Genomic DNA, 13705 nt, shown 5'->3' with positions numbered 1-13705 from the left:
CATGGATCTCGCAGAGATATCGCCATCCAGTATTGAAGCCAGTCTCAAAGCCCTGCGCAGCGGAAACCCGCCTCACGGCGGGCTGTTTGCGCTGGTCGAAGGGATCCGCTCGCCAGAGGAAAAACGCCTGGTGATTGAAGATCTGCTCATCAACACCATCACCGATACCTACCTTCAAATGCGAAAAGTGGAAGGTCTGAAAAGCGCCCTGCCCGCCAACCGCCAGCAGACACTGGCACAAATTTTTGAAGATTTTTCAACCAAAAATTCCGACCTGCAGGCCTGGTGCTGCCTGTATTACCGTTACCTCAGCCCCATTGACCTGAGCGTGGAAGAGATCTCACAGGCAGCCTGCGTGGTTCCCCAGCATCTGCGCCGGCGTATCAACCAGGGCCTGGCCCTGCTCACCCAAACCCTGCGCCGCCGCGCCCTGCAAAACCACAGCCAGGTAGCTGCCGTTACCCAACACCTGCCCACCCCGGAATACACCCAACTGGTGGGCGTGCAAAGTTACACCAGCCTGCTGCTGCGCCTGTTCAAAGACCCGGAAGGCCCGCGCATGGTCAGCCTGGAGGGCATGGGCGGCATCGGAAAAACTGCCGTGGCGCGCGCCTTTGTGTCCCTGCCCGAAAATGTCGCCTTATGGCAAAAAGTGTTGTGGGTCAGCGCGCGCCAGACGCTGCTGGCTGAAGACGGGCAGCTCACCCGCTCGCCGGATGCCAGCGCCACACTGGAAGATATCAGCGCACGCCTGGCCGAGCAGATGGGCCTGGCAGCCCTGGCCGGCAAGCCCGTGCAAGAGCGCCTGGAAGGACTACGCGCCGCCCTCTTCCAGAATCGCTGCCTGGTGGTGGTGGACAACCTGGAAACCATCGAAGAATACCAGCAGCTCATCCCCGCCCTGGCCCGCATGGCCGGCAGCAGCCGCTTTCTCATCACCACTCGCCAGACCCTGCGCCAATATCCCTTCGTTCACACCCTGCCCATTCAAGAGCTTCCGGTGCAATCGGCGTATGAACTGATCAGCGCGGAAATGACCCGCCGCGGCCAGCCGGGCAGCCTGGCCAGCCGCGACTTTGCGGAACTCTACCGGGTGATCGGCGGCCTGCCGCTGGCGATCAAACTGGTCGCTGCGCAGCTCAAACTGCACTCCCTTAATGAAATATTGGCCGGCTTTCGCAGCGCCCAGGCTGGCACCGACGGCCTGTACCGTTTCCTCTACTGGAAAACCTGGCAGTCGCTGCGCGAACCTGCCAAACAGCTCTTGCTCTCTTTTTTAGCCGCCAACCCCGAAGGGGAAGACCTGGAATTCCTATCGATCATGAGCGGGCAAAGCCAGCAGGACTTCTACACCGCCATGCAAGAACTGGATGCCTTCTCGCTGCTGGAAACCAACACCGATCACGAGCCTACGCTCTACCGCCTGCACCGCCTGACCGTCACCTTCCTGCAAACCGACATCCTTAACCTGTGGTCGGGGGATAGCACCGATGAGCGCACGCAATCCGGCTAGCGAATCCCAATACTGGCAGGCCAATTACCCAAACTTGCTGGCGCAGCGATTGGAACGGTCGATCCAGTACCTTCAAAGCGCGCCGCTGGCCGATGTGCGCGCCCACCTGGCCAGCTTTCTGACCCTCCTCAAAGAGACGCACCGCTACCCCGCCCTCACCCAGCGCGCCCTGGAATTCATCTCAACGCTGCACCCCCTGCCGCTGCGCTGGGGAATGGGCTACCTGTGGGAACCCCACCTGCGCTTTGCCCTCAAAAACACCCCCGCCGGACACACCGAACAGCGCTGTGAGTACCAATGCGCCCTCGCGGATGTTGAATTTTTCAGCGGTCATTTTGAACCGGCAATCGCCCTCTGCCAGGAAGTCCTGGCCACACCCGCCGCGCCGCCCAGGCTCTCAGCGCGCGCCAGCCGGGTATTTTTTTACTGCTTGCGCTCCACTGGCCAACCAGACAAAGCGGATGAACACTTTGAACACGCAAGCTCCGCTTACCTGGCCGGCGATCCTGCCGTATCCATTCCCCCCCACATGACCCAGGCCTGGCTGCTGATGAACCAATGCCAGATAGACCGCCTGCGCGAGCGCGGGAAATGGGACCAGGCCCTAAGCCTGTTGGAAGATATGGTCTGGCTCGACCAGCAAGAAGGCAGCCGCGATAAAACCCTAACCGCCGATCTGGTGACCCATCGCTCCACCTTACTGTGGGCCAAAGCGCGCTACCCCGCCGCTGTCGCCGACCTGAAGCAGGCCATGCAGCTTTACCGAGAAGCCGAAGACCACTTCAACGCCGAATCCTTAAAAAGCAACCTGGGACTGGTGTATTGGAGCATGGGCGAGCTGCCCTTGGCCGAAGAAACCCTGCAAGCCACCATTGACTACTACAAAAAAACGGGCTCCCAGCAGCTCATCACCTACGATATCGGCAACCTGGGACTGGTGCATTTCGCCCGCGGCAGCCTGGACGAAGCCCTGCGTCTCACCCGCCAGCACATCACCCACGCCCAAAAAATTAACTTCATCTCAGAGGGCCACCGCGGCCGTAGAAACCTGGGTACCATTTTGTATTATTTTGGGGAATACCAACAAGCCATTGAAGCGCTGACCTCCAGCAACATTTACTACGAAAACCACGGCTCGCGCGACGGCTACGGCCTGGACTTTCTGTGGCTGGCGCTGTGCCATCACGCCCTCGGAGATCACGATAAAGCGCTGGACATGGCCAAAGGCATGATCGCCTGGTGCCAACAAATGGACACCCAACTGCTCCTGCAGCTCAACCTGCGCTGCCTGGCCTTCTTATCTCCCCCCGGAGAAAAAGAAACCCTGCTGCGCCAAAGCCTGGACCTGGTCAATCACAGCGAGCGCAAACTGGAAAAAGCCGCCGTCCTGCTCGCCCTGGCCAACGCGACAGGGGATGAGCAACACTGGCAGCAAGGATGCCAGATCTTGTGCGAAATCGGCGCAGAACGCTGGCTGCACGGTCGCGGGATGGATAACCCGCCGTTTATACCGATGTTTGTGTGATGGGAAGTTAAAAGAAAATGGTGACTCACCAGGGACTCGGATATCATCCCCGCAGGGGACCCTGAACCCATTAAATAAAAATGGTGACTCACCAGGGACTCGAACCCTGAACCCACTGATTAAGAGTCAGTTGCTCTGCCAGTTGAGCTAGTGAGCCACGCCATCGTAGCGGAAATAATTATACCCCACATTGAGGGGATGTCAATAAAGGCGTGAAAAATCTGGCCGTAAACAGCCCGGATACAATGGTCAAGAAGCTCAGCCCCTCATCGCCGTGCGCACGTGACAGGGATGCAAGAATCCCTGAAGGGCAATGTAAGGCTAATCTCATCTGTGAGCCATCTATTTATAATTTTGCTATATTATTAATTCATATCATCATTTATGGGGGAATGTTCAGTAAATCTCAACATGAATCGCAAATTCACCCTCATCACCATTATCCTTCTCCTCGTCAGCGGATGCGTTCCACTCGCTCCACAAAACACGCCAGCGCCCAGACCAACCAATCTGCCAACCGAGATACCAAAATCAAGTGAAAATTCAGGCTCTTTTTCAGAAACAAGATCAACCGCAATAACACCTTACTTATCTCCAACTCTTACACCTGACTTCAATACTGGTGTTATTCAAAACTGCATCAGCGTGAAGCCCGAGCTTCCAAAACAACATCCATACACAGGAAAAATTGTGTTTGAAACGCTTCCGCCCCAAGACGAGAGGGTTTACTCTTTCTTTGACCTTTCATCTGGAAAGGCAACAGAAATTCCTGGAAGAAATTACTCGTATCTATCTGTATCCCCAGATCGAAGCATGTATGCTTACAAAAATTGGGATGAAAACCAATTAGAGGTTTATGGGTCCGACGGGAAAATAATTAGAAAACTGCCATGGAAACAGAATTGGGGATCAATCGACGGTTGGATCGATAACCAGCATCTCATAATTGTGATGGCGGTGATCGATGTGCCTGGATTTGTAAAGTACCCAAGAGCGATTACTATCTTAAACCCACTTGAAAATAAAGAGAAAATTTTAGAACCCAATTACCCGAACATTGATATTGGTAACACCAACGTGAACTGGCCTTATATGGGTACCACTGTATATAATCCATCGCTATCACGGGTGGTATATCCTGGTAGCCTGGAAAATTCACCATCAGGGGGTTATCAAGGGTTTATCCTTTATGGAATTCCAGAAAAAGCAGTGTTAGCCGAGTTTGACAATCCATATTGGAGTGGCGAGGGGCCATACTGGTCGTTAGATGGCTCACACTTGTTGCTCTTGGTCAATCGAGAGTTTTATATCGTAAGTCCGGACGGAATACCGGAAGTCATTACGCAGATGAATCCGCTCGAAGGAAAAAGGAATTACACTGCTGAATTTTATTCGTGGTCACCAGATAATAAAACCGTTGCTTTCCGGTTGCTATCATATGAAACAGAAGAGTTCTCGCTTGCGTTTCTTGATACAAAAACAGGTATGATCACGAATACCTGCATCCTCGCGGGCTTTGAACCGGATTATTACACAACCTTCCCTTACCCCATCTGGTCAAAAGATGGAAAGAGTCTCGTTATAGCGGCTAATTACCAGAAAGATCCACCTGGAAATGATGTGGTTCTGGTTAATCTTGCAGAGAAATCGGCTTTTATTATTGCGAAGAACCTGTCTCCTGTTGGATGGGTAGAAAATCCATGATTGCTCTTTTCATTCAAATAAACGGAGTAGTCGTCGAATTGAGCAGCGATTATTTTAATGAATAAAGGTTCACCCCCACGTTTGTGAGGAAAACGTGATTTGATCAGTATAATAAAAGCGTAGACAGAATTGGTGATGAAAAACTGAGGAGGCCGTATCTCAAAAAAAAGTTACCACTTCGGCCAAGCAGAAGTTCACTATATCAAAAGCAATAGTTACAACTTCGTTTAACGCAGATTTTTCCTATAGCAATAAGAGGGGTAAATTTTTCAATGACAAAATCAATACTCCAGGCTCCAACACGCTTCAATGGCTCATTGCAAGAATTCTATGAGCAATGGGCTCAACAGGTTCATATAAATTATCAAGCAATTAAAGATTTTCATCGTGCCTTTTGTGATTATTATCTTGGCTCTGAAAATCCAGTCTTTCTTATTCGAATGGTCCGGGGCTTGGAACGTGGAGTTACTGTCCAAAACAGTAAAGGGTATCAACTTCGCGCCACAGACAATGCGCCCGCATGGTGGATACATTATCAATTATTTACAAATAAACTCCATGAGAACCCATCATTCTCAGCCCTCATCAATAGAATTCCCTGTCATATGTTTCAAGTTCAATTACCAACGAACATCAGCCAGTCTGGGTGGCATGTAGCCCATATCTTTGACGTAAAAGACCGACGAACGGATTATGAATATTGGGATCGTAAAGAACTGCTCTGGCGAACAGCACGCAATATCCACCCATGTAACTACTTCTATATTCCAAAAATTGATTGGCAGTCGTACGGCGGTGATCCAACCGTAATTGCTTTTTTTTACGAGATATTTCAACAATTATACGAACCAATTTGGGATGAATTTCTAAATCTAGTTAATGGTCAACCATTAAAACAAAGCCGCAATCCGCAAACCTTTCACTATTCATTCCCAAAAGATATAAAGGAAACTGCATATAGCCGACAGGTAAAGAAATCGGACACCATGCAAAATAGACCCAACCAAGAATCTAGAAGTTCTTTTGGATACAAAGAAATTTACCCGTATTATAGATTATGTTTTAAAGCCGAGATAATTGAGCCGCTGAATTGGGATGATGAATTTTGCGTTATTACTCCAGAAGGTTCTTTTGCGATGAGTAAACGAGATTTTTATGAAACCTTTCCGAATGTGGTAAAGTCACTAAGCTATCAAAGAGACAAGATTTATCATTATTCCGTAATCCCCAAAAAGGCTTTGAAATTCAAACTCTCTTAATCAGTTTCTTTTTCTATAACCAGCAGCATCCTTGTTGACCACTTTTTCGTCAGATAAACCAGTCAATGACCGTTTTATTTTCTGAATAATTTTTGCTCTGATTATTGTAAGAATATGAAACTATTTTGTTCACACCCCAACGCATCAAGAACTCTTCCGCCAAAGGCCTTTTCAAAATGGCATCAACAATATATGGCCATTGTCCATCCGCTGGTCTTATTCAGTTCGCTGAAAACAGGTTATTCAATAACTCACACGAAACACCTATTCTGAAATGGGGTACATCCTCCTGAGATAAAAATCTCGTGGATTACAGCAGAAAGTGATCATTTTTTAGGAACCCAATGCCCTCCACCGAAGACCTGATCTTTCGATTACGATCCCTTGTGCAGGCCGAAGCGCAAAAGCAGTTTGCCGCCCTCGACCAGCAGTGGTCACACCCGCTTTCAGAACGGGTAGCCAAAGGGTGGGCCATTGAAGGCCTGAACATCGAGCGCATCGAAGGAAATATGGTGCGCCTGAGCTGTGTCACCAACGATTCGCGCTTCCGCGAGGGAGATCTGTTGGTCTTGCACCAGGGTAACCCCAAAGACCCAAACGCCCTGCACGTTGAATTGCAGTACGACGATGAGACTGAACTGGATGTCAGCATTATTCATGGCAATCATTACTTCCTCTCCGCCAATCCCTACAATTGGATCGCCGACCAGGATTGGTTCGACGCCAGCCACTTCTATCTCGAGGCGCTGGACACGGTTTCCGATTCCAACCGCGGCCGCAGCGTCATTCTCGCCCTGCTTAAGGGATCGCTGATGCCCAAAATTGATTACGCCCGCTACGAGCGTGCCATGCAAGAAGCCGCCCAGGCCGGGTTAAACGATAGTCAGGTAGACGCGGTCGCGCAGGCCTATGCCACTGATTTACTGCATCTCATTCAAGGACCGCCCGGAACTGGCAAAACCCTCATGCTGGCGCACCTGGCCAGGCTGCTGGTCGCCGACGGCCAGCGTGTGTTGGTCACCGCCCTCACCCACCGCGCCATTCACAATGCGCTGAACAAAATTCCCCAAGTGGACGATTCCATCCCGGTGTGCAAAATCGGTCAGGAAACCGTCGCGGGCGATCTCGATGTCCCCAACTTCAAAAACTTTGACCAGTCTCATTTCGGTGATCTGACTGGCGGCTACGTCATCGGCGCCACCCCCTTCGCGCTGCGAACCAACCGGCTTTCCAATGTTGAATTTGATGTCGTTTTGTTCGATGAAGCTTCTCAAGTTACTCTGCCGCTGGCCATCATGGGCATGCTGGCGGGGGATAAGTACATCTTTATCGGTGATGAAAACCAGCTCCCTCCGGTCAATATTTTCTCCGTCAAAGAAGCACAGCAAACCTCCATCTTTGCCTACCTTTCCGGCAGGGGCAACGACAGCATGCTCAATATCACCTACCGTCTCAATGATGTGCTAACCGAATGGCCCAGTCGCACGTTTTACAGCGCGCAGCTCCAACCCAGCGCGGAGGCGGCCAAACGGCGCTTGCGGCTTTCCAGCCAGGCATCCCGTTGGGACTTTGTCCTCGATCCCTCCGCTCCTGCCGTTTTTCTCGACCTGGGCCACAAAAATACCACCACCCGCAGCCGGCAAGAGGCCGAGGTCGTGGTGGAATTGATCCTCGCCTTGCTGGAACACGGTGTTTCTGCAGACGAGATTGGCGTTGTGGTGCCCTACCGCGCGCAGAGCCGCTTAATCCGCAGTATCCTACGGCGCATCATGGGTCAGGAATCCAGGCCCTGGAAGCGCCTTGCCGTGGATACGGTTGAACGCATGCAGGGGCAGGAACGGGAGGTGGTGCTGGTTTCCTTTACAACGGCCAGCCCGGTGTTTGCCGCCCAAATGGCCGACTTTCTTTTCCAACCACAACGCCTGAACGTGGCTGCCACCCGCCCACGCACCAAGCTGATTCTGGTGGGCAGCCACCACATGCTCGCAGCCGATCAATACGATCCGCAGCAGGCCGAGACCCTGGCCTTGATGCGAAGTCTGATCGATAGCTGCCTGCAAATCTCTTTGCCGGAAGGTTCGTTGGTTTAAGGTATGGCCTACATCCTGCCCAATAATATTTCCAATACGCTGCCTTATGTGGTGGTAAAAACCTTTCGTGCGTTAGAATCGCTACCCGATGATTACACCATCTGGTCCCATTTGGCTCCCTGGCAGCCCGAAGCGCCCGATTTTTTCATCCTCAATGCAGACCGCGCCTTGCTCGTCAAGGTCAGCTCCGCTTCCGCGGCGCAAACCAGCAATGCCGCTCAAATGCTCCTGCTGGCAGACGAAGACCGTCCGGCTTTGGGCGCCGTTGAAGCGCAGGTTCTCGAACAGTTTCTTCGTCCCATCGGTCTTCCAGAAAATTCGCCGATTGAAACCCTGGTGGTTTTCCCCAACATTCCTCGCAAGCTGGTCCTGGAAAGCCGCCTAAAACGCCTGCCAGGCGAGCCGCAGTGGGCTGGACGAGAGATTCTGCAAGCCGATAGCGGGCTAAAATGGGAGAGCTTTTTGCCTCCTCAACCACTGGATAGAACCTGCCTGGAGAAAATCCGCCAGCAGTTCTCCCCAGAGATTGTCGTGCCTGCCGCCAGCACCGTACGGACTCTCGACCAGCGCCGCCTGGAAGCTGGTCTCACCGATTACCTGCTGGATTACAGCCAGGAAACTGCGGTGAAAATGGATTTGGAAATCGAGTCTGGCGGACAGGAACTGAGTAAAGATTTACGCCTCAACATCATAAACGGTGTGGCGGGCAGCGGCAAAACGTTAATCCTGCTTTACCGCCTGCGCCTACTCTACCATCTCTACCCGGAGAAGCGCTACCTGGTGCTGACCCACAACCGCCCGCTGGCCAATGATTTGGAAAGCCGCTTCACCCGTCTGGAAGGCGCTACCAACCACAGAATTGAATGGAGCACATTTCTAGCCTGGTGCCGCCGTTACTGGCCAAAAGACTTGGAATGGAATACTCCCATCTCCATGCAAACACGCAAAAGAATAATCGCGCAGGCGCAAGAGACTCATTTGAAAAACACCAGTGTGAGCGTTGCCATGCTGCAAAGCGAGATCGACTGGCTCAAAGATCAGTTGCCCATGAGCCGCGAAGAATTCCTCGCTGCTGATCGCCGCGGGCGCGGATTTGGCCTGTCTGTTGAAATGCGCCAGCGCGTGTGGTCTGCTATGGAAACCTACCAGCAAATGCTTTCGCGTGAAGACAAGCTGGACTGGGGTGATGTTCCCCAATTATTATGGAAATGGAGTGAAGAAGGGAAGGTTACACTGCCTCAATACGATGTTGTTCTGGTGGATGAGACCCAATTCTTTGCTCCCTTATGGATGCGCCTCATCCAAAAATCACTCCATCCGCAAAACCCACACCTTTTCCTGGTCGCCGACCCCACCCAAGGGTTTCTGGGGCGCAAAGCCTCGTGGCGATCCTTGGGCCTGCAAGCACGTGGGCATACCCATGCTTTACAGCGCAGCTACCGCACCACCTACGAGATCATGCGCTTTGCCACCCTGTTCTACCGAACGCGCCTGCCGGATGACCATGATGAAGACATTCTCACCCCCGACCTGCTGAATATGCCCAACGGCGCCACACCGATCATCATTCCCCTTCAAAGTGCCCAGGATGAAATCGCCAGGGTAGTCAATGAAGTGCATGCGCTGTTGAAAAATGGTTGTCAGCGCCAGCACCTGCTCTTGCTGCACGCCAACGGGCAGGGAGCCAAATCGCTCATTGAGGCTATCAACCGCCGTGTAGGAAAAGACGCCGCCATGGACGCAAAGCAAACTTACCCCGGAAATTACGTGCGCGTTACCACCCTCAATGCCGGTGCGGGCCTCGAAAGCCCAATTGTATTTCTGGTAGGGTTGCGCGATCTTTTTGAAGAAGAGCAATCCCTGCGACTGTCCGATGAAGAACGCGAATCCCTCATCCGGGAAAATACCCGCAAAATCTACATGGCCGTCACCCGCGCCGGTCAGCGCCTGGTTTTCACCTACGTTGGCGATCTTCCGGAGATGCTCCGTCCGCTATTTGGGGAGCAGGCCAATCATCCGTAGATCAATTCCAAAAGATGAACTAAACTATAAAAAATTCATTAATTTCAGATGAATCGATCTGAAAATATTTACAATTCTTTCCCCAGAACGCTATAATTACTTGGCGTAGAAAAAAAAGGGAGAGAACAAATGCCTAATCTCAGGGGGATGCACCAGAGCAACGCCACACTTTTCTCCACCTTAGGGACTGAGCCGCAAGTCGTTACGGCTTTTGTAGACCTGATCACCCGCCAGGGAATTTCTATCGATTCCCTCCATATCCTTCACACCATTGGCGGGGATAAGCGCATCGATCAGGCCACAGAAACGCTCAGGGAAGAATTCGCCAATTCTTCAAGCATCTACAAAATCCATTTTCACGCAATTGCTAACCTGCAGGGGCATCCCTATCCGGACATCGACTCATCCGAATCAGTGGAAGCTTTCTTCCGTCTGCTCTACCTGCTCATCTGGCAGGAAAAGCAAGCCAACCATATCGTGCATGTCTGCATCGCTGGTGGGCGCAAAACCATGGCCGTGTATGGCATGTCTGCCGCCCAATTGCTTTTCGACGAGCGCGACCGACTGTGGCACCTCTTTTCAGCGGGTAAGTTCTTAGAAAGCAAACGCCTGCACCCTCAACCGGGTGACGACGTGCGTCTGGTGCCCATTCCCGTGATCCCTTGGAGCAGCCTTTCACCCGTTTTAACTAACTTATCCGGCATACAAGATCCTTACGCCGCCCTCGACCAGGTCGCCCACCTGCGCTTGCGCGAGCGCTACGACGAAGCGCGTATCTTTGTGCTCAGCCTGCTCACCCCCGCGGAGCAGCGTGTAGTGCGCCTGCTGGCTTTGGAAGGGTTAAGCGATCAGGAAATCGCTGAGCGCCTGGTGGTTTCTCCACGCACTGTGGAACAGCAGCTTCGCGCCGCGTATGCCAAAGCCGAAGAGCACTGGCAGGTGGAGAAGATCACCCGCACACAACTGATCGCGTTATTGCAATACTTTTTCTCCACGCAAATAGGGGAAAACCCGCATGACAAACCCATGCGGTCATTGTAAACTGAAACTGCTGGCCGTCGGGGCACAGCCAGGGGGACTGAAGGGGGTGCGCCGGCTGCCAGCCATTTTTATCGAACAGGAGGGTTCATGCAAGATAGAGTCTTTTTTGCCGCGCTGGGTGGTTTGCTGCATGATATCGGCAAACTGATTCAGCGCTCTCAACCAGATCCCTGGAAGAAACCGGAGCGTTTTAGAACCGATGCTCTGAAGACGCACGCCGCCTTCTCCGCGGATTTTATCTGGGAAAACCTGCCCGAAAACTGGCGTGAGGCAGTCTTACCTGCCGCCTATCACCATAATCCCCAAGCCGCGCAAGCAGACCAGGCGTTGAGCCAGCTCATTGCCCTGGCGGATAAGCTCTCTGCTGGTGAGCGCAGCGACATTGATGAGGAAGCACAGAAGAAATACCCCATGCAGCTGGTTTCCATTTTCGACCGTGTCTCCCTCGACAAAAATCGGAAAAAACAGGCTGCACATTTCCTTCCACTCAAAGCGTTGGCCCTGGAAGAAAATACGCTCTTCGCCGCTGCGCCCCAGGCCGAGAGCCTGCAGCGCAATGGGTACAAGCAGCTGGCGGATTTGATTAAGGAAGAAGTTAAATACGCGCAGGAATCCCTTTCCGGCTCCAGGTGGGCGTACCTCGAGCATCTGCTTTCCAGCCTGCAGCGCTGCGCCTGGAGCGTTCCGTCTGCGTATTACTATTCACTGCCAGACGTGTCGCTGTATGACCATTCGCGCATGACGGCCGCCCTGGCCGCCTGCCTGGCCGATTGGGAACCCGCCCTCATCAACCAGCAATTGGACGCGGTCACACGCAATTTCCGCGATAAAAAGGACAATCCCCTGCTCGAGCAACCGGCCGCGCTGCTGGTAGGCGGAGACATCTCCGGGATTCAAGACTTCATCTACACCCTCTCAGCGCAGCGCGCCGCCAAAACCCTGCGCGGACGGTCTTTTTACCTGCAGCTGCTCACCGAAGCGGTGCTGCGCTACGTGTTGAACGCGCTGGGCATGCCTTACACCAACGTGATTTACTCCGGCGGCGGGCATTTCTATCTGCTGGCCCCCGTTTCTGCGCTGGAGAAGCTGTCCGAGCTACGCCGCGACGTGACCACCCGCCTGCTGGAGCATCACGGCACATCCTTATATCTGGCCCTGGAAGCAGTGAGCGTACCTTTCACCGGCTTCAAGGTGGGGCAGTTCCCCCAGCATTGGGACGCGATGCACCGCAAGCTGGCATCTGCCAAGCAGCGGCGCTACAGCGAACTGGGCGAGGATTTCTACCACAAAATCTTTGAGCCACAGGCGCACGGCGGCAATCAAGAAGACACCTGCAGTGTATGTGGCGTGGAGCGCAACGATCTACAACCGATTACAGATGAGGTGGAACCGAATTCATCCAACCGCATTTGCAAATTGTGCGCCTCCTTCTACGATGAATTGGGCAAAAAGCTGCCCAACGCCCCATACGTGATCCTGGGAATCGGCCAGCCCAAAGACACCCGCAGCGGGTCCGCGCTGGACGCCCTGGCCGCCTTCGGCCTCAGTCTGGCATTTCCCAACGGGAATATGCAGCGCCTCAAAGACGCCGATTACGCCATGATCTGGGCGCTCAACGATCCGCAGCCCGCCCAACCCTGGCCGCGCCTTCAGAACCTGCCGGCGGCGCGCGGACTGCGCTACACCGTCAACCGTGTGCCGGTGGACCAGCAGGGAGACGCCGTCGCCTTCGATGAATTACAGAAGCGATCCAATGGAATTAAACGCCTGGGCGTGCTGCGCATGGACGTGGATGGTCTCGGCAATATTTTCAAAAATGGCTTTGGCGAAGGCGGTCAGAGCATCGCCAGCCTGGCGCGCGTCTCCACCCTGTCGTTCCAGCTCTCGCTCTTCTTTGAAGGCTGGATTAAGCAAATTTGCGAGCAAGAGTCCGATGATATTTACGCCGTTTACGCTGGCGGCGACGACGTGTTCCTCATCGCGCCCTGGGACCAGGTGCCGGGTCTGGCCCTGCGCATTGTCGAAGATTTTGGCAAGTACACCGGCGGCAACCCCGACCTGCACATCTCCGGCGGCATGGCCTTCATCCACGGCAAATACCCTATTCACCAGGCCGCGCAGGACGCCGGCCGCGCTCTGGACGACGGCGCCAAGCGCGTGGATGGCAAAAACGCCTTCCACTTCCTCGGCGAAAACTGGAAGTGGCCGCAGTTCAAAGAACTGGCCGCCAAACAAAAGCTGCTGGTCGAAGTCTCTGACCCCCAAAACAACCAGCAGGCTCCCCGGGCCTTGCTGCAGGTCTTGCAGGGATTGGCCAGCCAGGAGCAAAAGCGGCGCCAGGAACGGCCCAACGACAAACGCGTCTGGGGACCCTGGATGTGGATCGGCGATTACCAGCTTACCCGCATGATCGAACGGTCTTCCGGCGAGCTGGAGGAGAAACTGAAGCACATCCACCAGCAAGCCAGCAGCGACCTGTATGCCAATATCTTGCAATGGGGCAAAGCCGCCCGTTGGGCGCAATTAGAATTAAGAAAAACAAAGGAGTAAA

General features: G+C 53.4%; 8 protein-coding genes and 1 tRNA gene. 8 read left to right on the top strand and 1 reads right to left on the bottom strand.

All coding sequences use genetic code 11. The features are described from left to right. The first annotated feature begins 1 nt into the window (after position 1). The gene (locus ADN00_RS14470) at positions 2-1513 is read left to right on the top strand and encodes an NB-ARC domain-containing protein (RefSeq protein ID WP_075063714.1); all 1512 of its coding nucleotides are present in this window, start codon (positions 2-4) and stop codon (positions 1511-1513) included. Continuing rightward, complete coding sequence (locus ADN00_RS14465) at positions 1491-3038, top strand: tetratricopeptide repeat protein (RefSeq protein ID WP_075063713.1); 1548 nt, start codon at positions 1491-1493, stop codon at positions 3036-3038. Before ADN00_RS14470 ends, ADN00_RS14465 begins: the two co-directional genes overlap by 23 nt. Before the next feature lie 81 nt (positions 3039-3119). On the opposite strand, the gene ADN00_RS14460 is transcribed toward ADN00_RS14465, so the two are convergent. Further along, positions 3120-3195 (bottom strand) — tRNA-Lys (locus tag ADN00_RS14460). Positions 3196-3449: 254 nt separating this feature from the next. Between ADN00_RS14460 and ADN00_RS14455 the strand changes: the two genes are divergently transcribed. From ADN00_RS14455 to cas10, 6 genes are all read left to right on the top strand, one after another. Then, on the top strand, positions 3450-4742 hold the full coding sequence (locus ADN00_RS14455) for a TolB family protein (RefSeq protein ID WP_160317535.1): 1293 nt from the start codon (positions 3450-3452) through the stop codon (positions 4740-4742). A gap of 272 nt (positions 4743-5014) precedes the next feature. Continuing rightward, on the top strand, positions 5015-6001 hold the full coding sequence (locus tag ADN00_RS14445) for a hypothetical protein (protein WP_152966370.1): 987 nt from the start codon (positions 5015-5017) through the stop codon (positions 5999-6001). Positions 6002-6345: 344 nt separating this feature from the next. After that, the gene (locus ADN00_RS14440; protein ID WP_075063709.1) at positions 6346-8091 is read left to right on the top strand and encodes a DEAD/DEAH box helicase; all 1746 of its coding nucleotides are present in this window, start codon (positions 6346-6348) and stop codon (positions 8089-8091) included. 3 nt (positions 8092-8094) lie between these two features. Beyond that, positions 8095-10113: a UvrD-helicase domain-containing protein gene (locus tag ADN00_RS14435; RefSeq protein WP_075063708.1), complete on the top strand. Its 2019-nt coding sequence runs from the start codon at positions 8095-8097 to the stop codon at positions 10111-10113. 129 nt (positions 10114-10242) lie between these two features. Continuing rightward, positions 10243-11154 (top strand): CRISPR-associated ring nuclease, encoded by a 912-nt coding sequence (locus tag ADN00_RS14430; protein WP_082390161.1) that lies wholly within the window; start codon positions 10243-10245, stop codon positions 11152-11154. Between the two features lie 87 nt (positions 11155-11241). Next, on the top strand, positions 11242-13704 hold the full coding sequence (cas10, locus tag ADN00_RS14425) for a type III-A CRISPR-associated protein Cas10/Csm1 (protein ID WP_075063706.1): 2463 nt from the start codon (positions 11242-11244) through the stop codon (positions 13702-13704). Position 13705 lies beyond the last annotated feature (1 nt).

Source organism: Ornatilinea apprima (genome assembly GCF_001306115.1).
In the GTDB taxonomy this organism is placed as follows: Bacteria; Chloroflexota; Anaerolineae; order Anaerolineales; family Anaerolineaceae; genus Ornatilinea; species Ornatilinea apprima.
Note: the sequence above shows the minus strand (reverse complement) of the source record. Positions and strands in the feature narration are given on the sequence as shown.

Excerpts from the sequence above, each read along its gene's own strand:
- ADN00_RS14440 (WP_075063709.1), top strand. The coding sequence starts at position 6,346 with ATGCCCTCCACCGAAGACCTGATCTTTCGATTACGATCCCTTGTGCAG.
- ADN00_RS14445 (WP_152966370.1), top strand. The coding sequence starts at position 5,015 with ATGACAAAATCAATACTCCAGGCTCCAACACGCTTCAATGGCTCATTG.
- ADN00_RS14430 (WP_082390161.1), top strand. The coding sequence starts at position 10,243 with ATGCCTAATCTCAGGGGGATGCACCAGAGCAACGCCACACTTTTCTCC.
- ADN00_RS14435 (WP_075063708.1), top strand. The coding sequence starts at position 8,095 with ATGGCCTACATCCTGCCCAATAATATTTCCAATACGCTGCCTTATGTG.
- cas10 (WP_075063706.1), top strand. The coding sequence starts at position 11,242 with ATGCAAGATAGAGTCTTTTTTGCCGCGCTGGGTGGTTTGCTGCATGAT.
- ADN00_RS14455 (WP_160317535.1), top strand. The coding sequence starts at position 3,450 with ATGAATCGCAAATTCACCCTCATCACCATTATCCTTCTCCTCGTCAGC.
- ADN00_RS14465 (WP_075063713.1), top strand. The coding sequence starts at position 1,491 with ATGAGCGCACGCAATCCGGCTAGCGAATCCCAATACTGGCAGGCCAAT.
- ADN00_RS14470 (WP_075063714.1), top strand. The coding sequence starts at position 2 with ATGGATCTCGCAGAGATATCGCCATCCAGTATTGAAGCCAGTCTCAAA.